Raw genomic sequence first — 24,603 nt, 5'->3', positions numbered from 1 at the left:
TCTGTTGTGGGGGGGAACTATTAACGAATCGAATGGACCGAAGGTTATTATCGATCTTAATGATGTGAGCGGCTTTCGCGGCTGAAGCGGCGACCCGCTTCAGCCGCGAGAAAATCACCGCCCATCTGCCACCTTGCGCTCGACCTCGTCGACTTTGCGCTCCAGTTCTTCGTTTTCCTGCTCCTTGGTCCTGATATCGCTGGGGGTAATCACTTCATCGATGACGCGGGTCTTGCCGCTCGTATCCTCCAGGTCGCGGCGCACCACATCCACGGGTTTACCTTGCGCATCGGTCGCTTGGCCGGCGCCGTCGTGTTCAAGTTTGCTGTCATTGCTCATGGGGACTTCTCCTGTGCATGTACCAGTTTTGAGGCGCCCATGCGCGATGAGTTCGGGGTTTTTTACGTGTTTTTTTCAGGTCATGGCGCCTAGAATCCAGCCAAATCGTCTTAACAGGCATGTGCATGCGCTACCGTCGTCTCGATCTCAATCTGTTGGTGGCGCTCGATGCGTTGCTCGAAGAGTGCAGCGTCAGTCGTGCGGCGCAGCGGCTCAATCTGGGCCAGTCGGCGACCAGTGCGGCGCTGGCGCGGTTGCGCGAGCATTTTCAGGATCCGTTGCTGGTGGCGGTCGGGCGTAATCTGGAACCCAGTGCGCTGGCCCGTGAGTTGGCGCCCAAGGTGCGTGAAGTGCTGGCGCTGGCCGGGGAGGTGATCGATGCCTCGGTGCTGTTCGAGCCTGCGCGTTGCGAGCGGCGCTTTACGATCGTGGCCTCTGACTATGTGGCGGCGACCCTGCTGCCGGCCGTCAGCCGCACACTGTCGCAGCGTGCGCCGGGCATCACCCTGGTGGTGCGTGACTTTCCTTTACCGCGTGACGGCGATGTGGTGGCCGAAGCCCTGGAATACCGGCGCAGCGATCTGGTGATCGTGCCGCAGCAGCGGGTCAACCCGCGCTATGCACAGGGGCCGCTGCTGCGCGATGAGTTGTGTTGCCTGGTGTGCGCCGAACAGCCCGTCTGGGCCCAGGGCCTGAGTCTGGACGCTTACTGCGCGGCCGAGCATGTGCTGCGTGAGTTTGCCGACGGCCAGAACCTGTCGCTGGAGGCCCAGCACTTGCGTGACACCGGCATCGAACGGCGGGTGGCGGTCAGCGTGCCGAGCTTTTCGCTGATGGCCGACTATGTGGTCGGCACGGCCCGCGTCGCCACGCTGTTCCGCCGCCAGGCCGAGGCGCTGGCGCAGCGTTACCCGGTGCACGTGCTGCCGGCGCCGGTGGCGTTTCCGGCGGCCGTGCAAGTATTGCAGTGGCATCCCCAGCAGGATCAAGACCCGGCGCTGGCCTGGTTGCGTCAGCAGCTATTGGAACAGGCGCAGGCTCACGCCTGAGCATCACCGGTGTCGCCGCGCAGGCCCAGCTCGGTAATGGCCAGCAGCGCACAGCGTTCATCGTTGTCCGAGGTGTCGCCGCTGACGCCGATGGCGCCCAGCAACTCGCCGTGCGCATTGCGTAGCAGGATCCCGCCGGCTACCGGAATCACTTCACCGCCGGTCAAGCTGTTGATGGCGTCGAAAAAGCCCGGCATTGCCTGGGCACGCCTTGCCAGTTCACGGCCACCGAAGCCCATACCCAGACAACCCCGTGCCTTGCCGGTGGCGATCTGTGGGCGCAGAAAGCTGGCGTGTTCGTCACGCAACACCGCCAGTGGATGCCCGGCAGCATCCAGCACCGCAGCCGCCAGTGGGCGCAGATCTAAATGGCGGGCATGACGCAGGGTGGCAGCGGCGAGTTGCAACGCGAGTTCGAAATCCAGTGCGGCCATGATCACAGGCTCCCTTTGCCCAGCTGCGCGACGCGATCGCGGGTATAAAGGTCAGTCCACTTCAGACTGTTGAAGTCCGAGACCTGCTTGGGGTTGTAAGCCGTGCGCGTCAGGTTGACCGCTACACCGGCCTTGTACACAGCCTGCAGGCGCTGGCGGTCTTGCAGAATGCGGATATCTTCCAGCGGTGAGCCGTCGAGCAGCAACAGATCGGCCTGTTTGCCAGCTTCCAGCGTACCGAGCGTTTCGCCACGCGGCATCAGGCGGGCGCCGACGTTGGTGGCGGCATAAAGTGCCTCGGCCGGGGTGAAGCCGAGGCGGGTGACCAGTAACTCAAGCTCGCGGGCGTGCCATTCGCCGTAAGGTGTCACGGCAAAGCCGCTGTCGCTGCCACAGGCGAACGGAATACCGGCGGCCTTGGCACGCTTGAGCACCGGCGTGCCCACTTCCAGGGTCCGTGCGCAATAGCCGGCGTAACCGGTGGTAATCGCCGGGTCATGGGGCTGGCAGAAGTCCACCGTGTTCTGCGGAAAGGTCATGGTCGGTGCAAGCACGCTGCCGGCTTGCAGCAGCGCCTCGATGCAGGCGTCGTCCATGTAGAAGGCATGAAACACCAGGTCGACCCCGGCCTTGGCCGCATACATCACCGCTTCCCGGCCATAGGCGTGAGTGGCGACGCGGCAACCGAGGCGGTGGATCTCGTCGACCATCTCGCGGGTTTCATCCAGGGTGAAGGCGGCAATGATCTCGCCATTGGGGCGTCGGTGCGTGCCGTCCATAGCGATCTTGATCAGGTCGACGCCGTCCTTGGCCTGCTTGCGGATCTCGGCGATGGCATCGGTGCGGCTGGTAACCAGGGCGGCGGTGAAGTATTCCGGGGCGCCGACGCGGCTGGGAAACCAGTCGTTGAGGCTTTGCCGATTAGTGATCACCCGGCTGCTGGCGGCGATGCGCGGGCCTTCGAACAACCCGGCATTCACCGAATTGCGCACCGCGATGCTGAGCTGGCCGCTGTCACCGGGGCAGATCATCGAGGTCACGCCGGCGGCAAGTACATGCTGGGCGAAGAACATCCCGCGCAGGGCACGGAATTCGTCGCTGGTCCACAGATCGATGTCTTCCTCGCTCTGCGCATTACCGAACGCCAGATGAGTGTGGACATCCACCAGCCCCGGCATGACGAAGTCGCCACGCACTTCACGATCGCCAGCGTGCGGCCGTGGCGCCTGCACGGTCGGGCCAACGTGGCGGATCAGGCCGTTTTCAATGATCAGCGTCTGGTGCTGGCGGGCAATCAGATCAGTGCCGTCGAACAGGGTATTGCAATGCAGGTGCAGGGCGCCCATGGGTCAATCTCCTCGTCTTGTTATGGACGAGGAGGCTGAGGGATGTGGAGGGGCAAGACCAACAGATCGTATTGATGAGCAGGTATCGATGCGCTCGATAGCTCGTTACGCCAATGTTTGATTCCACACCGCACGCGGGATGTTCACGTAGCCATCGAACAGCAAGCGTGCCGTGCGCAGCAGGCCGCAGCGGGTGGGCAAGCCGTTGTCCAGGTGCAGTTCCACCGTGAATTCGCCACTCGGATGCTCCACTGACAGGCGCTGCAAGGCGTTGCCGCTCACCTGGGCCAGCGCTGCGGCCACCGAGCCTGGAATCAGGCAGGCGCTGGCCACGCTGACCGCGCCGAACACGCCAATCGAGGCATGGCAACGGTGCGGGATGAAACTGCGGGTACTGATCGCGCCACCGGCCTGCGGCGCGGCGATCAGGCACATTTTCGGCACGTTGCGCTGGCTGACATCGCCCAGGTTCATGCGCGGCCCGGCCTGCAGGCGAATCGACTCCAGACGCTCCTTCAAGTCGTCATCGGCGTCCAGCGCCTCGCGGCTTTCATAACCGCTGCGGCCAAGGTCTTCAGCACGCAGCAGGATCACCGGCATGCCGTTGTCGATGCAGGTCACGTCTATGCCGTCGAAGCGGTCCAGCGCATTGCCGGTCGGCAACAAGGCACCACAACTGGAAGCGGCAACATCGGCGAACTCGATCACCTGCGCCGCCGCCGTGCCGGGCACGCCGTCGATGCGGGCGCTGCCGGCATAGTTCACCTGGCCGTGCGCGGTCGCTACCCGCGCCACGGCAATCTGGCCGGTGTTCTCCATGAAAATACGCACGGTGGTGAGGTCATCCTGCGCCGCCACCAGCCCGCGCTCGATGGCGAACGGACCAATGCCGGCAAGGATATTGCCGCAGTTCTGGCCATAGTCGACCCGCGCTTCGTCGACCAGCACCTGGGCGAACAGGTAATCGACATCGGCATCGCTGCGTGTTGAGGCGCGCACGATGGCGACCTTGCTGGTCAGCGAGTCGGCGCCACCAATGCCGTCGATTTGCCGGCTGTCCGGCGAGCCCATCGCCGCCAGCAGTACCTGGTCACGCAGACCCATGTCGCTCGGCAGGTCGTCGGCCAGAAAGTAAGCGCCCTTGGAGGTGCCGCCCCGCATCAACAGACAGGGAATGCGTGTCTGGCTCATCTCAGTTCTCCAGTTCCTCAAGGCTATCGATGTAGCACAGGCCTTCAGCGACCAGGCGCTCGCGCATGCTGTAGATGTCCAGGCCCAGCTCGCCAGCGGCCAGGCGCAGGCGCTTTTGCTCCTCGACCTCGGCACGCTTGCGCGCTGCCTCGACCACCTGCTGCGCCTCACTCAGGCGCACAATCACCACGCCGTCATCGTCGGCGATGACGATGTCGCCAGCGTTTACCAGTTGCCCGGCGCATAGCAAAGGCAGGTTCACCGAACCGATGACCTCTTTGACCGTACCTTGCGCATTGATGGCTTTCGACCACACCGAAAAGCCCATCTGGCGCAAGGTCTGGGTGTCGCGCACGCCGGCATCGATCACCAGCGCGCGCACGCCACGGGCCTGCAACGAGGTCGCCAGCAGGTCACCGAAATAGCCGTCTTCACATGGCGAACTGGGTGCAACCACGAGGATATCGCCGGCCTGGCACTGCTCGACCGCGACATGGAACATCCAGTTATCGCCCGGCGCCACCAGCACGGTGACGGCGGAACCGGCCACCGACACGCCTTGCTGGATCGGCCGGATGCCAGTGCCGAGCAAGCCTTTGCGGCCCTGAGCTTCGTGCACGGTGGCCACGCCGTAGCGGGCCAGTTCATCGATTACCGCGCTGTCTGCGCGAGGGATAGTGCGCAATACCACGCCTTTCTTGCCTATCAGCGTACTCATGCCAGGTTCTCCGTCACGCGCGGGAAGATGCTCTGCAAGCCTTCGGCGTAGATGATGTTACGGCTGGAGGTGATGCCGACGTTGCGCTTGGCCTGCACGCCGCGTTGCAACGCGACGCGCGTGTAGTACTCCCACAGGTGTTCCTGGCCTGCCATGCACTGGATGGCGGCGTATTTCTTGTCCCAGACCTCGGTGATGTCGAGGAAGGTGTCCGGGCGCCACTCGCATTGCTCGGGCTGATGCGGCTCGAAGGCGTACACCGGTGGCGCGCCGACGATCTTCTCGCCCGGTTTGTAACCCTCGGCCTGGGCGATGATGCGCGCTTCCTGGGTCAGGTTCATGGCCAGCGGGTGGTCGTAGTTGTACGGGTCCTTGATCGAATGGCTGAGGACGAATTCAGGCTGCACGCGGCGAAACACATCGGCCAGGCGGAACAGCGTGTCGGTGTCGGCGCGCATCGGGTAGTCGCCGATGTCGAAGAACTCGACGCTGGCGCCAAGGATATCGGCCGCCGCCTGGGCTTCTTCGCGGCGCGAGGCCTTGACCTTGTCTTCAGTCATCTCGCCCTTGCGCCACAGCTTGGCCGACTCGCCACGCTCCCCGAACGACAGGCAAACGATGTGTACGTTGTAACCCTTGCTGGCATGCAGGGCGATGGCGCCGCCGGCACGCCAGACGAAATCGGCGGAGTGGGCGCTGACGACCAGGGCACTTTTGGAGATGGCATTCATGACGGGTGACTCCTCTTGGCTTTTTATCGAGGATGTCAGCGCACAAGTCTCAGGCCCAATGCGTTGCGTTGCATCAGGTATGCGTTCTGTTTATCGGCTGTTTGCAGGATTCGCCAGAATGCCTGATGCTGCAAGTCCTGGCGCCCTGTGAGTGAATCTGAATGCCTGATGAGTTTCCCAACCTGATGCAGGTCCGCGCCTTTGTACGGGTGGCCGAGCAGGGCAGTGTCTCCAAAGCCAGCGAGGTGCTGTTTCGTGCCCAATCGGTGGTCACCCGGGCGATTGCCGACCTGGAGGCGTACCTGGGCGTGCCGTTGTTCGAGCGTCACGCCAACGGCATGCGCCTGACCGATTATGGCGAGCGTTTATTGCCGCGCGCGCGTCAGGTACTCGAAGAACTGCAAAGCGTGGCGCGCCTGCTGGGGCACAGTGCAGAGCCGATTTATCTGTATCAGGTGCGGCGCTTGCAGGTGTTCGTCAAACTCTGCGAAACCCACCATATGCAAACGGTAGCCAGCCTGTTCGGCCTGACCCAGCCGGCGGTCAGCGCGGCGCTTAAAGTGCTGGAGAGCGGTTGTGGTTGCAGCCTGTTCGAGCGCACGCCGCGTGGCTTGCAACCGACCCGCGTCAGCCTGGACATCCAGTTTCCGATCCGCCGGGCACTCAACGAGCTGCGCCATTTGCAGGATGACCTGGCTGTACTGCAGGGCACGTTGCAGGGCGTGGTCACGGTCGGCGCCTTGCCACTGGGTCGCACACGGATTCTGCCGCAAGCGATTGTGCGCCTGACCACGCAATACCCACAGGTGCGGGTGGTGACCAACGAAAGCCCCTTCGACCTGCTGGCCACCGACCTGCGCGCCGGGGATGTGGACTTCATTTTTGGCGCCTTGCGTGCGCCCGGCTATGCCAGCGATCTGGTCGGCGAGGCACTGCTGAGCGAAGAAATGGTGATTCTGGCCCGTCGCGGCCATGCCTTGCTGGGGCGTGAGGTGAGCGCCAGCGACCTGTCCGGCGCCCGCTGGGTATTGCCGCGGCCGGGCTCGCCGGCGCGGCCGATTCTCGATGAGTTTTTTGCAGCCTCCGGTATGACTGCACCATGGCCGGTGGTGGAAAGCGGCGACCTGGCGATCATTCGCGGCTTGCTGCTGCACTCGGACATGCTCGCAGCGGTGTCGGCCCATCAATTGGAGCACGAGATTGCCTTGGGCGAACTCTGCCCGCTGGCGCTGCCGATGCCGCACACCCAACGGTCGATCGGCATGACCTGTCGGGTGGGCAGCCTGCATTCGCCGGCGGCCGCGGCGTTGATGGCGTGCATTCGGGCAGTGAGTGACAGGTAGCAAGCCCGGTCTGGAGATGCTCGCCGCTGATGATGGTCAGGCCTTGCCCGCGACCGAATACAGCACTTGCTGGTTACGGGTTTTCTGGAAATCCTCCAGGCTCTGTCCGCGCATGGCGGCGTAGATATGCAGGTTGGAGACGCCCAGCACCGCGCCAAGCTTTTCCAGCACAAAGAAGATCGCGCCGTACTGAATCAGCCCGCGCCAGTCACGCTCGCGCAGCAGGTTGCGCTCTTGTTCGCACAATTCTGCTTCGGCAAACAACGCCTCGGGCTCTTGCAGAAAACGCGCACGAAACGCCGGATCGATCAGCCGGTGCAGAAACTTGTTGAGCCGGTAACCCTTGGCGCTGCGCTCCAGGGTAAAGGGATAGGTGCCTTCCAGCTTCTCGATACCGGCCAGTTGATGACCCATGTGCTGGCGATGCCGCGCCAACACATCCACCGGCAGCGGCTGGTCGAGGTTTTCCAGCAACAGGGTGGAGATACCGGTCATCGACGGCAGGTAATAGTCGTTATGCAGCTTGTTGACCGTGGCCGACAGCGCGCCGCGCATGATCAGCCAGGTGATCACCTCGGCGCCTTCCATCCCGCCCAGGGTGGCGTACTCGGCATGGGTCAGCTCGGTCAGGCGCACCGGGTCATTGTCCAGATTACAGCATCGGGCGCTATAAAAACTGTTTCACTTGAGAGCGTAGAGTTTATCAAGGCTGTCAACGAGCGCGATATACCGATTGAAAACAATAAAAAGCTGGTGATGTTTGATGAGGCAACAGACGCACAATATCTGGAAGCTAAACGACGTTTTGATATTATCAAGACATGGCGATCTGGGCTGCTATCAGCTAGTGAAGCTGCGCTTAAAATAGGTGTCGTTCAGTCATATTTTTACAAACTCAGCAAGCTATATGACGGTGCCGTTGGCGCATATTCGTTATTGCCAAAAAAACGCGGAAGAAAAGAAGGTACTTCATTTATCGACCAGAGGGTAGAAAAAGTTGTAGTACAAGCCGTTAAGTCATACAGAGGCAAGGCTGCGACATTCAGTAAAGTCTATCGCGAGGTCGAGTCATTATGTATTGAGCAGAGGTTATTATTACCAGCGCGAGGTACTGTGACAGCTAGGATTAAGTCGATAATGTCCAGGGAAGAGCTCTATCGAGCAAAAGAGGGTGGGGAGGCAGCACGGCAGAAATACGGTAGCCGAAGAGGGAAGCATAAGTCGTCCGCTCCGCTTGCTCGCGTGCAGATGGACCATACTTTGGTCGACGTGATGTTGCTGTCAAATGATCGGCTCCGCGTAATTGGTAGACCGTGGTTAACCGTCGCAATTGACATTTATACCCGGGCGATTCTCGGCTACTATCTTAGTTTGCATGTGCCCTCCGCGTTATCAGTGGCCTGTACGTTAACCCACGCCGTCTTTCATAAAAAAGACTACCTCAGGAGATTAGGGCTCGATGATATAGACTATCCGTTTTATGGAGTGCCCCTGGAACTACAAATGGACAACGCCGCAGAGTTCACAAGCGGCAAGTTTATCAGGGCCTGTGATGGAGTCGGCATTAAGCACGAGTTGCGCCCGCTCGGCCGAAAGCACTATGGTGGTCATGTGGAGCGACTGATAGGCACCTTCATGAACTCCAAAGTGCATTTATTGAAAGGCACTACTATGTCTAACGCTGTTGCTCGTAGGGGGGCCGAAAGCGAGAAGAACGCTACACTGACCTTTTCTGATTTCTCAATTTGGTTCGCGCGTGAAGTGGCGGAATATCATGCTACCGTCCACTCGGTTACGGGCAAGTCGCCGAGACAGATTTGGGAGAAGTATTTTACATCGACAGACGCTCAGCCATTCAGAAAAATAGTTGAGGATCCGTTTCAGTTTAAGCTGCGATTCATGCCGGAAGATCGTCGTATGATTCAGCCCGATGGAATACACCTATTTTGTAAAACCTATTGGGATCCGGTACTTAAACCGTTTTACGGCATGAAAAATGTTCAAATTAAGTTTGACCCTTTCAGTATGCGACAGATATGGGTAAAGGTAGATAATCGGTACTGCAAGGTGGGGTACTCAGACTTAACTGAAAAAGACTTTACTTATGAAGAGTACCGGGCGTCCCGGTTTTTTAGTAGCCCGGTCCGGGCAGGAACCTTAGATGACCCAAGCGCGGTATCTATTAGGCGTGAAAACCTGAGACTGACCAAAAAAGCTAGCGTAAAAAAACGTTCAGCTTTACGTCGGCAGGAGTCTAAGGATGCATATGATAAATATCAGAACCTCGAGCCAGAAATAGTCTCCACGAGTCTGCGTGAAAAAATTGATTACTCTTTGCCTCCAATACCGTTTAAGCCCGGAACAGACTAATGCATATGGATGATCTTCTTCATCTTAGGCCGGATCGGCGCCAGCTGGCAAATCTTGACGCAGCTACGCGTATAAAAATTATACAGAAAGACGTCTGGATCGACTACAAGCCGTCGGAAACGATATTCAAGATGATTAACAATATGGCCGAAGTTCGGGGCCGCATCACTGCGCCTTGCCTCTTGGTAACGGGTGAAGGGGGGACTGGAAAAACTGCCATCATATCTCAGCTACCCCACCGCATAAAAAAACCCGAGGGACTGATTTATCTAAGTATGGCTGAGGATACCCAAATAAAGGCCAGCAAAAACCTTCGAGCTGAGTTGGCTAAAGCAATGGGGATACCCATCACTGGAGAGTCCAGAACCAATCCCAGTTTTGATTTGCCCCAGGAAATGGCGCGGGTGATTAAATTACGTAAACTGTGGGGCGTTGTGATAGATGAATTCCACGATGCGCTCTTGCGAAATAAAACAGAACAACGCCTGAATATGTCGATGTTTAAAAGATTGGCTGGGGAGTACGGCATTGGGGTGGTCGCCTTCGGAAATGAAGCAGCTTCTGCCGCACTTAATCATAATAATGAGTTCAAGAGAAGATTTTATGAGTTCAAGCTAAAAGACTGGAGCGAAACGCAGGATTTCAGATCGTTTGTTTATGAATTAGAAAGCTTGATTCCACTCAAAAAACCTTCCTTTCTTTACGAGGAAAAAATGCTATTGACCATTTTGGCTGCCACAAATGGTCGAGTGGATAGCGTAGTCGATTTAATTAAGAAATCAGCAGCGTTCGCCATCAGGTCTGGATCTGAAGCTATTGATTCCGAGACTATCACGAAAACGATAGCTAACCCTTGGTCCTACTAGTGAGGGGGTTCAAAGGTTTGCCCAAACCTATTTTTGATGAGGCGTTTAGCTCATGGGTGTATAGATGTTCCTTGCGCACCCCTACATTACGCGCTCACCTAGGAACTATACGAATTGAATTCTGGCTATCCAGTCACGATGAGCAAGCGGCAGATCCGGATCTTCGACGCAACTTCAGACTTCTACGCGTCAGTATGTAGGCTTCTTAACGTCGACAACGCAACGGTATGGGCCTACTTCAGACCGAAGCGTGGAGAGTTGACGCCATGGCGCAATAGAGTACATTTTTGCCATCAGTGTCTAGAAAAGGATATTGCGGAGGGTCGCATGCCCTCATGGAAGAAAAGCTGGTGTTATATTTCATCTATCCAGTGCACTGAACACATGACTGAACTGTCGTCGTGCAACGTAAGACCTTCGATCGATAAAGCGTGGAAATGCTTCGGGGCGATGATCGGTTTTCCCCAAAGGATTAGTGCATGGAATGACCCAAAGTTTATCCGGCGCAGAGCATGCTTTGTTCGACAGCTTGAACGATTGAACTATTTATCAACTCGGAACATTGGAAACGATAGTGGTGATGCTCAGAATAATTTTGCGGCTATCTACACCTTGTCATTAAGGCCGCGGACTTACCGCCATGCCGCAGGCTGGGCTGTCCGGCTTGCCTGTAATCAGAGATCGATCTATCGTGGATTGAATGATGAATTTTCCTCTATGCTGGCAAGAGGACCAGGCCTAAGCGGTCCTCGCCAGCGTTTCATTGCCGCGTTGCTCGCTAGCTGGATCATGCAACTGGTACCATCTACAAAACTCGGCTACCTCATCGCACACGTTCGCAACGCTGGCGTCAGATTTCCAGAAGATGTATTCACATTCGGTTGTCAATTTTTAACCGTGTCAACGCTGATTGAGCACGAGGCTGTAATGGCCTTCTTTACACCGGTCGCCTGTAGTCCAGCAGACTTGTCTGATTTATTTATCAATGGTTTGAGATTCGGGGCAGAGACGCAATTGAGGTAAGCCAGTTCTGGAGAGTGCGTACGTATAATGACTTTGCGCTAATGAGCCAAGTATCAACTGCAACCACAAAATCGTAGATTTCTACGGATTTCTTGGTGATTTTCAGTGAAAGGAAAAATGGTAATGAAAGTCATTAGTTTTCCTGCGTGTCAATCAGATGAAACGTTTACCTCTTGGCTATACCGTTGTAGCCAAAGTGAAGGGTCTTCGATAGCTGACGTGGATAGCATCATGCCAGAAATCAGTGGCACTTTAGAGTCCGAGCACGATTTCTCGGTTTTAAATTTAGCCCATGTGGCGGCGAAGCTTGGTGTGAGTCAAGTGCGTTTCTGCTCGTTTTTTATGCCAAGATCCAATTGGATCCTACGTCCATCCCAGCGTCTAGTTTTTTGCCCGCAGTGTTTGGAAAATGATGTGGCTCAGAGACGACTGCCCTATTGGAGAAAAGCGTGGTGTTATTTACACTTTCCCATCTGTCCATTACACAAGGCATTATTGATTCGTATGGCTGGAGCTGTATCTCCTTATGAAAAGTCTTGGACTGCATTTTCCAATGCAGATGTCTGGCGGCACGATAATTCTAATATGAAGAATCGACTTTTTCCATTATCTTATTCGCTTACCCCACTAAAAATCGTATTATTGGCTTTAAAAACTCAGCAGCTCATCGAGCGTGCACATCGTAATAGCTCAATCACCATTAGTAACGACAACATTCGATACGCCAGCGTCGACCTCTTGAATCTGTGTGCGTTTGTTTTTAACCATTTTTTGCTCCCTCCTACTACTATTTCCAGAGGTGCAGGGGCAGCCCGGATTAGGCAGATAGGGCTATATCGCACTCGTTACAATGGTCTTTTGGCAGGGTTAAGGGCAGGCTGTGAAGAGTGTGACGTTTTCCAGAGAATGATTTGCCTTATTGCTGTCGGGTTGATTATTGATCTTTATACAGTACGCTCTATAAAACTCATCTCTGAAATGGATTATCTACCTTTAGTGCTGGACAAGGGTCAGCTGTCGCGAATCACAGAAGCATTCCGTGCTGTTGGAGACCCCGACCTCCAGGAGCTTGCTATCCACCAGATAGGTGGCGGTGAGGAAAAGTTTCTCAAACGTATTCTTCCCTTTTTAGACGAGATGTCTACCCTCGTTCCTGAGCTGTCCTACACAGCGATCATGGAAGAGAGGACGTTGTACAATTCTAGATCAGGTGGTTGATGATCCACTTTACTCCCTGTACTGGCGGTTCAAGGGGCTGTTGACCGTACATATCGTTTGATCGCCGCGCTTGGCCGATGTGCCAACATAATGCAGGTGGACGCCTCTGCCTGATTCTGGGGCAACGGGGAGGCTGCAAGCGGATCATTGAAGGTGGGGCTCTCGTGCGGCTAACACTCGATGTACACCGGCCTCTTCGTATTGAATGTGGGTGTATCCCCAGGCTCAATGATCCGTAAGCGTCCGGCAAACTCACCTTCCGAACTTCAGCTTTAAGAGCGATGGTGTCCGCGTATTTTTAAGTGGACGCGATCACTCTTATCGCAAGGATTTCCATGCGCCAACGAAGCTCTTATCCGAAACCATTCAAGGCTCAGGTCGTTCAGGAATGCCTGCAACCCGGAGCATCCGTTTCCAGTGTCGCCATTCGTCACGGCATCAACGCCAACGTCATCCGTAAATGGATGCCCCTTTACCGCGATCAGGCCGTGACCTCGCTGCCGGCATTTGTTCAAGTAACAGCTACACCCAAACGAGCAGTCGAAGCAGCGGCAACCATTGAGCTGTCTGTGACCGGTCAAGCGATCACAGTGAAATGGCCCGCTTCAGATCCTGAAGGCTGCGCGATCTTTATTCGGGCTGTTACTCGATGATCCGCATCGACACCATTTGGCTCGCTACCGAGCCGATGGACATGCGCGCCGGTACCGACACCGCCATGGCCCGCGTGGTTTCAGTGTTCGGTGCGGCGCAGCCGCACTGCGCTTATTTGTTTGCCAACCGCCGCGCCACGCGCATGAAGGTTTTGGTACACGACGGCCTCGGTATCTGGCTGGCAGCACGCCGGCTCCATCAAGGTAAATTCGCCTGGCCAGGCACTCGCCATGGTTCACAGTTGGAACTGAACGCCGAGCAATTGCACGCCTTGATACTGGGCCTGCCTTGGCAAAGAGTCGGCCCTGGCAATGCCATTTCCATTCTCTGATCTGGACAGTGTTCCATCCGCCAGTGCAATTGTCCGATCCGCCAGTCGTCGCCTTTAAGCTGATCTGGCAAGATCGGCGGCATGACTTCGATCCCAGACCTCGACCAACTCAATCCCGAACAACTGCGCGCCTTGGCGGCGCAGTTGCTGCAACGTGTCTCGGCGCTCGATGAGCAAGTCGAGACGATGGGCAAAACCGTCCAGGTCATGGACAAGAAAATCCATCACGACAAGACGCTGATTGAAAAACTCAGCCACGAAATTGCCCAGCTCAAGCGCTTCAAGTTCGCCAAGCGCAGCGAGCAGATGAGTCCAGAGCAGGCCAGCTTGCTCGATGATCTGATCGATACCGATATTGCCACGATAGAAGCCGAACTTGAGTCGTTGCAAGTAACACCCGCACCGACCCAGGAAAAGCAAAAGCCCAAACGCCGCGCCTTGCCGCCCGAGTTTCCGCGCACGCTGATCCATCATGAGCCGGATAACACCGACTGCACCTGCGGCTGTGCGCTAAAGCGCATCGGCGAAGATGTCAGCGAGAAGCTCGATTACACGCCGGGCGTCTTTACTGTCGAACGGCATATTCGCGGCAAGTGGGTCTGCGACCGCTGCGAAACGTTGATCCAGGCTCCAGTGCCCGCACAGGTCATCGACAAGGGTATCCCGACGGCGGGCCTGCTGGCCCACGTCATGATCGCCAAGTTTGCCGACCACCTGCCGCTGTATCGCCAGGAAGCCATGTTCGGTCGTGCCAGCCTGGCGATCCCGCGCTCTACGCTCGCTCAATGAGTCGGAACGTGCGGTGTACAGTTGCAGCCATTGGTCGATGCGCTGCGTGAAGTCGTGCTGGAACAGCCGGTTGTTCATGTCGATGAAACGCCCGTGCAGATGCTTATGCCAGGCACCAAAAAGACCCATCGATCCTATGTCTGGGCGTACTCCACGACCCCGTTTTGCGAAACCTCGGCGGTGGTATACGACTTCAGCCTCAGCCGGGCTGGCGAACATGCGCGCAACTTTCTACAAGACTGGAAGGGCAAGTTGGTCTGCGATGACTTCGGCGGTTACAAGGCCAGCTTCGAACTCGGCGTGACGGAGATTGGCTGTATGGCCCATGCCCGGCGCAAGTTCTTTGAACTGCATGCAACCCATAAAAGCGTGCTGGCTGAACAGGCCTTGCGCTACATCCAGCCGCTGTACGAACTCGAAAGTGAAATAAAAGACCTGGAGCCGGATTTACGCCGCCGAATACGGCAGGAAAAGGCCGTACCGATAATGGATGCGCTGCATGCCTGGATGGTTGCCCAGCGCGATCTTGTGCACAACGTTTCGGCTATCGGTAAAGCCCTGGATTACAGCCTCAAACGCTGGACGGCGCTGTCGCGCTATCTCGATGATGGGGATGTCCCCATCGACAACAACTGGTGTGAAAACCAGATACGCCCGTGGGCGCTTGGTCGCAAGAACTGGCTCTTTGCAGGATCACTGCGCAGTGGCAAACGCGCGGCTGCGATCATGAGTTTGATCCAGTCGGCTCGTAACAACGGGCACGATCCGTATGCCTATCTTAAGGATGTGCTGACGCGCCTGCCGACGCAGCGGGCGAGTGAGATTACGGAGTTGTTGCCGCACAGATGGCGTCCGGCTTAGTCATGCAAGACGGGTTGGCCGGACGCTTACAATAATCGAACATTTTTCGCCGCTCATTCATCGATTTACCAGTCACAGATTATGCTGAGCGTTCTGCTTGAGATCCAAGCAAAGTGCTCGTAACGTCGAGCTGATTGCCAGCTTGTACCCGCTGAGGGTTGGCGTAGCATTCAGTTGTGGGCAACGCGCTTCACAGCGTTACAAACCTGACGCTCAGGCCACCCGATCAGAAGGGCAACCCGATAGTTGCCGCTTCTTGAGAGAAGAAAACGAAAGGCAACTTGTAGTCCGTCCAAGAAGATCGTCCGTTTTAGCAACCCTTATTTAAATTACAATAGCCAGGGAAACTGACATGAATTCCATTGCCCGATTCTTATCGCTCGCATTCCTTCCACTCTGTGTATCTGTGGCTCATGCCAAGGAATATAAGGAAATCCGCTTTGGCGTGGATGCCAACTATGCCCCGTTCGAATCCAAGGCGCCTGATGGCAGCTTTGTCGGTTTTGACATTGATCTGGGCAATGCGTTGTGTGCAGAACTGAAGGCTGAATGCAAATGGGTGGAGAGTGACTTTGACGGTCTGATTCCGGGCCTGCGCGCCAATAAATTTGACGGTATTCTTTCATCAATGACCGTCACCCCGGTACGTGCCAGAGCCGTTGACTTTTCGGAAGAATTGTTCTCGGGGGCGACTTCCTATGTCTTCAAAAAAGGTTCCGGGCTCACTACTGATGTAGCTTCCCTGAAAGGCAAGCGCGTTGGGTATTTCCAAGGCAGTATTCAGGAAGGCTATGCAAAGGCGGTATTGAAAAAAGCCGGTGTCAACATTCAGCCTTATCAGAACCAGAATCAGGTCTACTACGATCTGGTGTCCGGTCGCCTCGATGCGTCACTTCAAGACATGTTGCAAGCCAAGGCCGGCTTCCTTGATCTGCCGCAAGGGGCTGACTATGAGCTCAGCGGCCATGTTGAAAGCGAGTTGCTACCCTCCAAGACTGCGGTTGCGGTTGCCAAAGGCAATGACGACCTCAAGGCGCAGTTGAACAGAGCGATCAAGACTATTCATGAGAACGGCACCTACAGCCGGCTGCAAGCGAAGTATTTTGGTGACTTGAATCTCTATAGCGGCAAATAAGTGATCGCGCCTGTGCAAGGCAGGCGCTCCTTTTTCTTGAGAGTAATGCCGCCATGATTGATCATTTCCTCAATGCTGTGGGGTTGTCATCCCTCAGCTTACAGGGTTATGGGCCTTTGTTGCTTGAAGGGACCTGGATGACCCTCAAACTGTCGTTGTTGTCCCTGAGCCTGAGCATTGTACTGGGGCTGTTCGGTGCCAGCGCCAAGTTATCTCCCGCCCGTTTCATCAGGCTGCCAGCCCAGCTCTATACGACGCTGATACGTGGTGTACCTGACCTGGTATTGATGTTGTTGATCTTCTATAGCCTGCAGACGTGGTTGACTCAACTGACCGGAGCGCTGGGGCTTGATTATGTCGAGATTGACCCCTTCAGTGCCGGCGTGATTACCCTTGGTTTCATTTACGGGGCTTATTTCACCGAGACTTTTCGCGGGGCAATGCTAGCAGTGCCAGCAGGTCAGGTCGAGGCGGCCACTGCTTATGGGCTCAACCGCTGGCAGCGCTTCTACCTGATCGTGTTCCCGCAAATGATGCGCTATGCCCTGCCGGGGATTGGCAATAACTGGTTGGTGTTACTCAAGGCCACCGCGCTAGTGTCAATCATCGGCCTGGCTGATCTGGTAAAGGCGGCCCAAGATGCAGGGAAGAGTACCTTCCAGCTGTTCTACTTTCTTGTGCTTGCCGGGCTTGTTTATCTGCTGATCACCACGTTGTCCAGTTATGTGCTGCGACAACTTTCTCGCAAATATGCTGCCGGCACGCGGGAGGCATTGCAATGATCGAGCTCCTGCAAGAATACTGGCAAGCCTATCTTTATTCCGACGGTTCGGGCGTGACCGGGCTGGCCATGACCCTGTGGCTATTGGTGGCTTCCGTCATGCTTGGTTTTCTGGGTGCCATCCCTCTGGCAATTGCCCGCGTATCAGAGCATGTAGGGTTGCGCTGGCCAGTTCAGGTCTACACCTGGTTATTCAGGGGCACCCCGCTCTATATCCAGTTGCTGATCTGTTACACCGGTATTTACAGCCTGGCAGCGGTTCGTTCGCAGCCACTGCTTGATGCGTTTTTCAAGGACGCGATGAACTGCACCCTTCTGGCGTTCGCCTTGAATACCTGCGCCTATACCACCGAGATTTTCGCCGGTGCCATTCGCAACATACCTTATGGCGAAGTCGAGGCCGCGAAAGCCTACGGGCTCAATGGATGGCGGCTTTACGTCTGGGTGATCATTCCATCAGCGCTGCGCCGGGCGCTGCCTTACTACAGCAATGAAGTCATCCTCATGCTGCATTCGACCTCGGTGGCTTTCACCGCAACGGTTCCCGACATTCTGAAGATTGCCAGGGACGCCAACGCAGAAACATTTTTGACCTTTCAGTCGTTCGGTATCGGCGCGGTGATTTACCTGGCGATTTCGTTTGCGCTGGTGGGACTTTTCCGAGTGGCGGAACGGCACTGGTTGGCTTTTCTTGGCACCGCACACTAACCATAACAATATCGGAGTCAGCCTCCATGACCAGTTTCTTCAAAGCCGCGCCCTCAACCCTCCACTCGCCAGCCCCGAATTCGGACAGCGATGGGTTCAAGCTGACGATCACCAATCTGCACAAGAGTTATGGTGATCATCAGGTGCTGAAGGGGGTTTCCCTGAAGGCCCGCAAAGGTGATGTCATTAGCCTGATTGGTTCGAGTGGGTCAGGTAAGAGTACATTCCTGCGTTGCATCAATTTCCTCGAAACACCGTCTGAGGGAGCAATGACCCTGGATGACAAACCCATCCGGATGGTGCAGGACCGACATGGATTGCGCGTGGCGGATCCTGCAGAGCTGCATCTGCTGCGCACCCGCCTGGCCATGGTGTTCCAGCATTTCAATCTGTGGAGCCACTTGAGCGTTCTGGACAACATCACACTCGCTCCGCAACGGGTATTGGGCCACAGCCGGGCGGCCGCAGAGGCGGCTGCGCATCGCTACCTGGAAAAGGTCGGCCTACCTGCCCGGGTCGCTGAGCAATATCCTGGGTTTTTATCGGGTGGGCAGCAGCAGCGGGTAGCGATTGCTCGCGCTCTGGCCATGGAGCCAGAGATCCTGCTATTCGATGAGCCGACGTCAGCCCTTGACCCCGAACTGGTGGGCGAGGTGTTGAAGGTTTTGCAGACCCTGGCTGAAGAAGGGCGAACCATGTTGATGGTGACCCATGAAATGGCGTTTGCCCGCCAGGTATCCAGCCAGATTCTGTTTCTGCACAAGGGGCTGGTTGAAGAGCAAGGCAGTGCGGACATTCTGGTCAATCCTCAGAGCGAGCGCCTCAAACAGTTTCTTTCGACGGGTCTCAAATAATCGATTGGCTGGCCTCACTGCAGCCAAGCTTTGCTTAAAGCTTCAACTGTCGGAGTTCATCGCTGACAAAAGCTACAAAGGCGCGGACTCTGGCAGTGTGTTTCAAGTCTTTATGAGTCAGTATCCAGAGCCCGGTGGTAAAGCGATCCAGCGCCGGGCACTCCACTTTGCGCAAGCCTAGTGTGCTGTCACCAAGGTAACAGGGCAGGGGGGCGATGCCGATGCCGGCCAAGGCTGCCTGTTTAAGCGCTACCAGGGAGTCAGCCCTGAAAACGATTGAGCTGGAGGGCAAATTGCTTTCCAGCCAACGGACGACGGCCATTTGACTGAAGGTGGCATCAGGCAGCACCCACTTGCTGTAGCCCAATGGGTCGATGCCTTGCAACTGCGCTTGAATTTCATCAGTGGCGTACAGCGAAAACCCGACGTCGGCCAGATGTCTGCCGATCAAGGTTTCGGTCGGATTATCACCGGTGCGAATCGCTACATCGGCTTGTCTCTGGGCCAGATCGGTCACCTGGTTCCCGGTGCTCAGGGCTACCACGATCTGTGGATGAAGGAGGCTGAAGCGCCTGAGTACCTGGGGCAGGATCGAGCCCATCAAGGTGTCGCACGTCGCGATTTTCAGCGTGCCCTCGAGTTTCAGATCTTTGCCATCGAGCCGTAATGAAAGACTATTAACGGCGCCTCTCATGACCTGGGCAGTGTGCAGGAGTTCTTCTCCTGCTTCGGTGAGTGTGAAGCCGGAAGAAAGCCTGTCCAGTACTCTAAGGCCATGTTGCAGTTCAAAGTTATTGACCCGGCGTAGTACCGTCGTATGATTGATTTTCAATTCACGGGCTGCACCAGAAAAAGAATGGTGTTCGGCGACTGCCAATATTAAACGTAAATCGTCCCAGTCCCAGTTGTGCATTATTGCAGTCTCATTTTGGATAAATGCAGATTGTGTCGTGAAGTGTTATTGGCAGAATGTGCAACCACACAGCGCATTCGACGCTGGATAACAACAGAGGAAAAACCCATGACGACTCATCAATACAGCCGACTGATTCTCCGCTGTACAGCAGGGTTGGCACTGATCGCTCATTCTTTTTATTTAAAGATCTTCGTATTCACCATGGCGGGCACCGTCGCTTTCTTTGAATCCATAGGTTTGCCGGGAATGCTTGCCTGGATCACCCTGCTGGTAGAAATCGTGACCGGGCTGATGCTGGTGACCGGCGTTAGAACGCGTTATGCGGCCATGGCTGCAATACCCGTATTGCTGGGGGCCACTTTGGCCCATGCCGGTAATGGCTGGTTGTTCAGCAGTGCCGGAGGAGGCTGGGAATACCCGTTGTTTTGGGCCATGGTACTGCTTGCCATTGCTCTGGAGTCAGATAAGGTGGATTCACAGCCCCTGCAAGCCAGTGCCTAATCTGGGCCATGGCTGGAATCGTGTGCAGGCACTTTAGATTTCATTGACCTTTAAAGTCAATATATCGACCGATCCTCGTATCTTGACTAGCGCAAAGCCAGAGCCATGCTCTGGCTTTGCGTTTTTCATCAGAGCACTGCGTCGAGGTCGTTGACGAACGCTTCAGCAAGCTCGTCAGTCAGTCTGGATGCTGTGATACGAATGGCCTGCGGACACTCCTGTACGGTGAATGCGCTGCCCAAGCGCACCAGCCAACCCCTTTTGGCCAATTCGTAGCCGACATTCTTCATATCTTTTCTGACCGGTACCCAGATATTGAAACCATCTGTTGGGCAAAATGAATGGATGCCTTTTTTCAGCATCAGCTGCCGCAATGATTCCCGGCGCTGACTGTACTGCTGGCGCACCCTGGTCAGATGAAGGTGGGTATCCGGATCTGCAAGGCATCGCGCAACGATGATCTGCAGGATATGACTCACCCAGGTCATGCCGGGTGCCAGTCGCGTACGCAAGCGCTCTGCCGTCCCGGCATCACAGGCGAGGAACGCCACCCGCAGATCAGGTCCCAGCGCCTTGGAGAGCGAGCGGATCAGCGCCCAGCGGGTTGATGTTTCGGGAATGGCCGAATGATAGGCAGAGTCGGCGATCAAGGCGAAATGATCGTCGACGATGACCATGACATTGGGATAACCGACCAGTACCTGCCGGATGGCTGAGGCCCGGGAGGCTGTAAGGCTGCACCCGGTTGGATTGTGCGCACGTGGAGTGATCAGTACTGCCCGTACACCGCCAGCAAGGGCTGCTTCAAGAGCGTCCGGAAGCATTCCGTGCTCGTCAATGTCGACACCGACTGCTTGCATTCCCGCTAATCTCAACGCGTTGATCGTGCCTAGGAAACAGGGCTGTTCAACCGCGACTTTGTCGCCAGCCACCAGATGGGCTGCGGCCAAGCGCTCGATGGCATCCACCGCACCGTGGGCCAGCTCCAGTTCAAGCCCTGGTGGGCAGTCGTCCGTCAGCCAGTCTTGACCCCAGCGCTGCAGCTCCGGGAGCACGGTGTCATCGCCATACAGGAAGGGGCGTGGCCATGGGGCGTTTGTATAGCTGCCAATATCGATCAGGGCTTCAGGGTCAGGGTTGCCATCGGCCAGATCAATCAGCGCGGTGTCGGCGCTGCGACCCTCCTGCTCGCCAGCCTGGGGCTGGGCGCAGATGGATGTTCCGTAGCGGCCCTGGGTCTGGGCGATGCCGGCTTTCACCAGGCGTTGGTAGGCCGCCGCAACGGTATTGCGGTTGACACCCAGAGTCTCGCCGAGCTCACGCACCGGAGGCAGCGTGTGCCTAGGCTGCAATACACCGGTTTCCACGGCTTCGCGGATGCATTCGTAAATTTCAGCTGCAGTACTGCCTGTGATCTTCACTATTGTCCTATGCCAATGTATTCTTGATGGTATGACAATTCTACCGCGCCTTGGTGGCAGGTAGAAACCCTGAAGGAGTATCACCGCAGTCTCGCGTTGAGCACACCTCCTTCAGCGCTCCGTCATCTGGTTTACCAGTACCTGTTTTGTCCTCTACCGATTGGGTGGAGCAGCTTCGTTCGTGCCGAATTTTATTGCCCATTAATAGGAGATTGAAGAAATGTTTACAGGACTCAGTGCATTCCCATTGACCCCCATGAATGAATCCCGAGTGGATGAGGCTTCGTTTGTACGCCTGGTTTCGCGCCTGGTGTGGGCAGAGGTGGACTCGATCGGGGCCTTGGGGTCGACAGGCAGCTATGCCTACCTGTCACGTGCCGAAAGAGCCAAGGTTGCGCAACTGGCGGTGCAGACTGCCGGCCAGATTCCGGTGATGGTCAGTATTGGCGGGTTACGGACCCGGGATGTGCTGGACTTTGCAGAAGATGCGCAGAAAGCAGGCGTGAAAGGGGTGCTGTTGGCGCCGGTGTCTTATCAGAAGCTGAAAGACGATGAGGTCTACGATTTCTATAAGACTGTAAGTCGGCATCTATCAGTGCCGATGTGTGTGTACGACAATCCAGGCACAACACACTTCGAGTTTTCTGATGAGCTGCACGGTCGGATTGCCCACCTGCCCAATGTTCGTTCTATCAAGATCCCTGGCGTACCCGTCGCGCCAGCACAGGCTCGCGAGCGTGTCGAGCGGCTGCGAGCCCTGGTGCCAGAGTGCGTCACGATCGGGGTCAGTGGTGACTCTCTTGCGGCTGTCGGGCTGAATGCCGGTTGCGAGGCATGGTATTCGGTCATGGGCGGATTGTTTCCGAAAACGGCCCAGGAAATGACCCGGGCAGCCCTTGAAGGCTATACCGCTGAGGCCACACGTTTGTCCATGCGTCTGCAGCCACTCTGGGATCTCTTCGAACAGTGCGGTGGCAGCTTGCGCGTGGTGGCGGCGGCAGCCGAACTACAAGGATTGGTGGAAGCCAACTGTCTACCATTACCGCTCAGAAGCGCTGACGGGATCATCCGTCAGAAATTGGCAGCACTCATCGACGAGCTTGAGTTGAGTTGACTGACGGCGCCTTCGCCTGACGTCCAGGTCAGGGAGTAGACACGCTACTTCCTGGCAATGCCTCTGTTGCAAATAATTCTCAAAATCGGTCGATATATTGACTTTTATGGTCAATTGTATGAGGCTGACTCGTGCCGCTGTGCAGCGGGCAGCTCTATGCTCTCGTTGAACAAGGTTGAAGGTGGTCTGGAGTGACGTTTCTGGGGAGGGTGGCCGCGGCTGCCCTTCTCCAGCAGAAGAAGGACAAGAGTTTGCTATATGAGTGATTGCCTGACGCGATCCGGAGGTGGCGATGAAGCGCACTTTGGACAAGATTGATGAGCGGATCATCGAAGAACTGACAAAAAACTCGCGTCTGGCGCATAACGATATTGCCCAGAAAGTTAATCTGTCACGCAATGCCGTTCGATTGAGGATCGAGCGTCTCGAGCGTGACGGCCATATAAAAGGCTATACCATCGTCAAGGGGGTCATGGCCAATGAATACCCTCCGATCCGGGCACTGGTATTTGTGTATCGGCAAGACCGCATGCGAGGTTCGGAGGTTGTACGATCCGTGGTAGCAATGCCTGAAGTGGTCTCGTGTAATGTCATGAGTGGTGATCTGGATATCGTACTGACGGTAGAAGCCCTTTCACCTGACCGTATCAACAAGGTCTGGACGGATATTTCAAACCTGCCAGGCGTGATCAATACAATGACCACTTTTGTTCTTTCGACGACCAAGTAAGTCGGGGTGCAAAGTGGCATGAACTACGAGCATTCTGCCAGTCAGATTGATCCGATTGGCATATTCGGTTGAGCAGGGATGCGGCATACGATTTGTCTCAATGATAAACAACAAAATGAGGCCGTTGCTGTGACTGAATACAAACTTGCTTTGCTGGGTTTTGGTGGCGTGAATCGCGCCCTGGCTCAACTGGTCGCCGAGAAGAATGACGAGTGGGCACAGACGTTGGGCTTCACCCTGAAAATCGTAGGTGTCAGTGACATTTTCTTGGGGTCGGTCATTGGCAAGGAGGGGCTTGATGCTCGGCAACTCGTGGCGACGCCGGCCGAAAAAGGGGCCTTTTCCAAGCTCGAGAACGGCAATGCCGAGCCGGCCAATGAAACAGTCATCCGCTTCTCGGGTGCCGACATCGTTGCAGAAGCGACCTTCACCAACCCGGTAGATGGTGAGCCTGCCACGACGTTCTGCCGCTGGGCGCTGGAGAAGGGCATCAGTGTCGTGACCACCAACAAGGGGCCGGTTGCACTGCATGCGGCGTCCTTGAAAAAACTGGCTGCCGAGACAGGTTCAGCATTCGAGTTCGAAGGCGCGGTCATGAGTGGCACGCCAGTCATTCGTCTGGCGCAGGAGACACTGGCAGGCTCGGAGATCACCGGGTTCAAGGGCATTCTCAATGGCACGTCCAACTTCATCCTGAGCAATATGCAAGCTGGTCTGGACTTCAGTGATGCCCTGGCCAAGGCGCAGGAGCTGGGGTACGCCGAAGCTGATCCTACTGCGGACGTTGAAGGTCACGATGTGCGTCTGAAGGTCGTGATTCTTGCCAATGAGCTGCTGGGCGCCAAGCTGACGCCGAGCGATGTCGAGTGTGACGGTATTTCTGCTATCACCGCCCAGGATATTCAGGCTGCAGCCAGTAAAGAGTCGCGCTGGAAGCTGATCGGCAGTGCCCAGCGCAGTGCTTGTGGCGCCGTTACCGCCTCGGTCAGCCCGCAGTTGCTGCCAGTCTCCGATGCCCTGGCCGGAGTCAGCGGCGCCACCAACGCAGTGACCTTCGAGACAGGCTTGCTGGGCCCTGTGACGGTCGTCGGCGCCGGTGCGGGTCGTATCGAAACGGCCTACGCCTTGCTCTCCGACATCATCAGCATCCACAAGAAAAAAACCAAACAGGTGCTCTGAT

General features: G+C 56.3%; 24 protein-coding genes and 2 pseudogenes. 17 read left to right on the top strand and 9 right to left on the bottom strand.

Annotated features, from left to right (window positions below):
• Nucleotides 1-114 precede the first annotated feature (114 nt).
• Nucleotides 115-339: a hypothetical protein gene (locus ACYP2A_RS18980; protein WP_459747240.1), complete on the bottom strand. Its 225-nt coding sequence runs from the start codon at nucleotides 337-339 to the stop codon at nucleotides 115-117.
• Between the two features lie 125 nt (nucleotides 340-464).
• Between ACYP2A_RS18980 and ACYP2A_RS18975 the strand changes: the two genes are divergently transcribed.
• A complete protein-coding gene (locus ACYP2A_RS18975; RefSeq protein WP_459747239.1) occupies nucleotides 465-1,388 on the top strand; it encodes a LysR family transcriptional regulator in 924 nt (307 codons plus the stop codon).
• On the opposite strand, the gene ACYP2A_RS18970 is transcribed toward ACYP2A_RS18975, so the two are convergent.
• From ACYP2A_RS18970 to galB, 5 genes are all read right to left on the bottom strand, one after another.
• On the bottom strand, nucleotides 1,379-1,822 hold the full coding sequence (locus ACYP2A_RS18970) for a GlcG/HbpS family heme-binding protein (RefSeq protein ID WP_459747237.1): 444 nt from the start codon (nucleotides 1,820-1,822) through the stop codon (nucleotides 1,379-1,381). The genes ACYP2A_RS18975 and ACYP2A_RS18970 overlap by 10 nt on opposite strands.
• Nucleotides 1,823-1,824: 2 nt before the next feature.
• The gene (locus tag ACYP2A_RS18965) at nucleotides 1,825-3,168 is read right to left on the bottom strand and encodes a metal-dependent hydrolase family protein (RefSeq protein ID WP_459747235.1); all 1,344 of its coding nucleotides are present in this window, start codon (nucleotides 3,166-3,168) and stop codon (nucleotides 1,825-1,827) included.
• A 105-nt stretch (nucleotides 3,169-3,273) separates the two neighbouring features.
• Nucleotides 3,274-4,359, bottom strand: a complete 1,086-nt coding sequence (locus tag ACYP2A_RS18960; RefSeq protein ID WP_459747233.1) for a 4-oxalomesaconate tautomerase — start codon at nucleotides 4,357-4,359, stop codon at nucleotides 3,274-3,276.
• 1 nt (nucleotide 4,360) lies between these two features.
• Nucleotides 4,361-5,077, bottom strand: a complete 717-nt coding sequence (locus ACYP2A_RS18955) for a 4-carboxy-4-hydroxy-2-oxoadipate aldolase/oxaloacetate decarboxylase (RefSeq protein WP_459747232.1) — start codon at nucleotides 5,075-5,077, stop codon at nucleotides 4,361-4,363.
• Complete coding sequence (gene galB / locus ACYP2A_RS18950) at nucleotides 5,074-5,808, bottom strand: 4-oxalmesaconate hydratase (RefSeq protein WP_459747231.1); 735 nt, start codon at nucleotides 5,806-5,808, stop codon at nucleotides 5,074-5,076. Before galB ends, ACYP2A_RS18955 begins: the two co-directional genes overlap by 4 nt.
• A 161-nt stretch (nucleotides 5,809-5,969) precedes the next feature.
• Here galB and ACYP2A_RS18945 point away from each other — a divergent pair, with 161 nt between their 5' ends.
• On the top strand, nucleotides 5,970-7,151 hold the full coding sequence (locus ACYP2A_RS18945; protein WP_459747229.1) for a LysR family transcriptional regulator: 1,182 nt from the start codon (nucleotides 5,970-5,972) through the stop codon (nucleotides 7,149-7,151).
• A 36-nt stretch (nucleotides 7,152-7,187) separates the two neighbouring features.
• On the opposite strand, the pseudogene ACYP2A_RS18940 reads toward ACYP2A_RS18945, so the two are convergent.
• A pseudogene (locus ACYP2A_RS18940) lies at nucleotides 7,188-7,802 on the bottom strand (gallate dioxygenase); the annotation flags it as partial.
• Here ACYP2A_RS18940 and ACYP2A_RS18935 point away from each other — a divergent pair.
• The 11 genes and pseudogenes from ACYP2A_RS18935 to ACYP2A_RS18885 all read left to right on the top strand — a co-directional run bounded on the left by ACYP2A_RS18935 (nucleotide 7,764) and on the right by ACYP2A_RS18885 (nucleotide 18,741).
• Entirely contained in the window at nucleotides 7,764-9,521 is a 1,758-nt protein-coding gene (locus tag ACYP2A_RS18935) for a transposase (protein WP_459747228.1), read from the top strand. The pseudogene ACYP2A_RS18940 and the gene ACYP2A_RS18935 sit on opposite strands and share 39 nt — an antisense overlap.
• Before the next feature lie 5 nt (nucleotides 9,522-9,526).
• Nucleotides 9,527-10,387, top strand: a complete 861-nt coding sequence (locus ACYP2A_RS18930) for a TniB family NTP-binding protein (protein ID WP_459747227.1) — start codon at nucleotides 9,527-9,529, stop codon at nucleotides 10,385-10,387.
• Nucleotides 10,388-10,714: 327 nt separating this feature from the next.
• Entirely contained in the window at nucleotides 10,715-11,410 is a 696-nt protein-coding gene (locus ACYP2A_RS18925) for a hypothetical protein (protein WP_459747226.1), read from the top strand.
• Between the two features lie 123 nt (nucleotides 11,411-11,533).
• Nucleotides 11,534-12,628 carry a TniQ family protein gene (locus ACYP2A_RS18920; RefSeq protein WP_459747225.1) on the top strand — a complete coding sequence of 365 codons (1,095 nt, stop codon included), beginning with the start codon at nucleotides 11,534-11,536 and terminating at the stop codon, nucleotides 12,626-12,628.
• A gap of 335 nt (nucleotides 12,629-12,963) precedes the next feature.
• Nucleotides 12,964-13,281: an IS66-like element accessory protein TnpA gene (gene tnpA, locus ACYP2A_RS18915; protein ID WP_459747224.1), complete on the top strand. Its 318-nt coding sequence runs from the start codon at nucleotides 12,964-12,966 to the stop codon at nucleotides 13,279-13,281.
• Complete coding sequence (gene tnpB, locus ACYP2A_RS18910; protein WP_459747223.1) at nucleotides 13,278-13,613, top strand: IS66 family insertion sequence element accessory protein TnpB; 336 nt, start codon at nucleotides 13,278-13,280, stop codon at nucleotides 13,611-13,613. The genes tnpA and tnpB overlap by 4 nt, the downstream gene beginning before the upstream one ends.
• Nucleotides 13,614-13,694: 81 nt before the next feature.
• Nucleotides 13,695-15,263 (top strand): annotated as a pseudogene (tnpC, locus tag ACYP2A_RS18905) (IS66 family transposase).
• 352 nt (nucleotides 15,264-15,615) lie between these two features.
• Complete coding sequence (locus ACYP2A_RS18900) at nucleotides 15,616-16,398, top strand: transporter substrate-binding domain-containing protein (RefSeq protein ID WP_459747222.1); 783 nt, start codon at nucleotides 15,616-15,618, stop codon at nucleotides 16,396-16,398.
• A 53-nt stretch (nucleotides 16,399-16,451) separates the two neighbouring features.
• Nucleotides 16,452-17,180 (top strand): ABC transporter permease, encoded by a 729-nt coding sequence (locus ACYP2A_RS18895; protein ID WP_459747221.1) that lies wholly within the window; start codon nucleotides 16,452-16,454, stop codon nucleotides 17,178-17,180.
• Nucleotides 17,177-17,887 carry an ABC transporter permease gene (locus ACYP2A_RS18890; RefSeq protein WP_459747220.1) on the top strand — a complete coding sequence of 237 codons (711 nt, stop codon included), beginning with the start codon at nucleotides 17,177-17,179 and terminating at the stop codon, nucleotides 17,885-17,887. Before ACYP2A_RS18895 ends, ACYP2A_RS18890 begins: the two co-directional genes overlap by 4 nt.
• A gap of 26 nt (nucleotides 17,888-17,913) precedes the next feature.
• Entirely contained in the window at nucleotides 17,914-18,741 is an 828-nt protein-coding gene (locus ACYP2A_RS18885) for an ABC transporter ATP-binding protein (protein WP_459747219.1), read from the top strand.
• 34 nt (nucleotides 18,742-18,775) lie between these two features.
• Here ACYP2A_RS18885 and ACYP2A_RS18880 read toward each other — a convergent pair whose 3' ends face one another.
• Entirely contained in the window at nucleotides 18,776-19,654 is an 879-nt protein-coding gene (locus tag ACYP2A_RS18880; RefSeq protein WP_459747218.1) for a LysR family transcriptional regulator, read from the bottom strand.
• A 108-nt stretch (nucleotides 19,655-19,762) separates the two neighbouring features.
• Between ACYP2A_RS18880 and ACYP2A_RS18875 the strand changes: the two genes are divergently transcribed.
• Nucleotides 19,763-20,158: a DoxX family protein gene (locus ACYP2A_RS18875; RefSeq protein ID WP_459747217.1), complete on the top strand. Its 396-nt coding sequence runs from the start codon at nucleotides 19,763-19,765 to the stop codon at nucleotides 20,156-20,158.
• A 128-nt stretch (nucleotides 20,159-20,286) separates the two neighbouring features.
• Here the strand turns inward: ACYP2A_RS18875 and ptsJ are convergent, their stop codons facing one another.
• A complete protein-coding gene (gene ptsJ / locus ACYP2A_RS18870; RefSeq protein ID WP_459747215.1) occupies nucleotides 20,287-21,579 on the bottom strand; it encodes a MocR-like B6 salvage transcription factor PtsJ in 1,293 nt (430 codons plus the stop codon).
• A 220-nt stretch (nucleotides 21,580-21,799) separates the two neighbouring features.
• Here ptsJ and ACYP2A_RS18865 point away from each other — a divergent pair, with 220 nt between their 5' ends.
• From ACYP2A_RS18865 to ACYP2A_RS18855, 3 genes are all read left to right on the top strand, one after another.
• Complete coding sequence (locus tag ACYP2A_RS18865) at nucleotides 21,800-22,693, top strand: dihydrodipicolinate synthase family protein (protein ID WP_459747214.1); 894 nt, start codon at nucleotides 21,800-21,802, stop codon at nucleotides 22,691-22,693.
• A gap of 292 nt (nucleotides 22,694-22,985) precedes the next feature.
• On the top strand, nucleotides 22,986-23,423 hold the full coding sequence (locus ACYP2A_RS18860; protein WP_459747213.1) for an Lrp/AsnC family transcriptional regulator: 438 nt from the start codon (nucleotides 22,986-22,988) through the stop codon (nucleotides 23,421-23,423).
• 129 nt (nucleotides 23,424-23,552) lie between these two features.
• The gene (locus tag ACYP2A_RS18855) at nucleotides 23,553-24,602 is read left to right on the top strand and encodes a homoserine dehydrogenase (protein WP_459747212.1); all 1,050 of its coding nucleotides are present in this window, start codon (nucleotides 23,553-23,555) and stop codon (nucleotides 24,600-24,602) included.
• The last annotated feature ends 1 nt before the right edge of the window (nucleotide 24,603 follow it).

The organism is Pseudomonas sp. 3A(2025), assembly GCF_054589175.1.
Note: the sequence above shows the minus strand (reverse complement) of the source record. Positions and strands in the feature narration are given on the sequence as shown.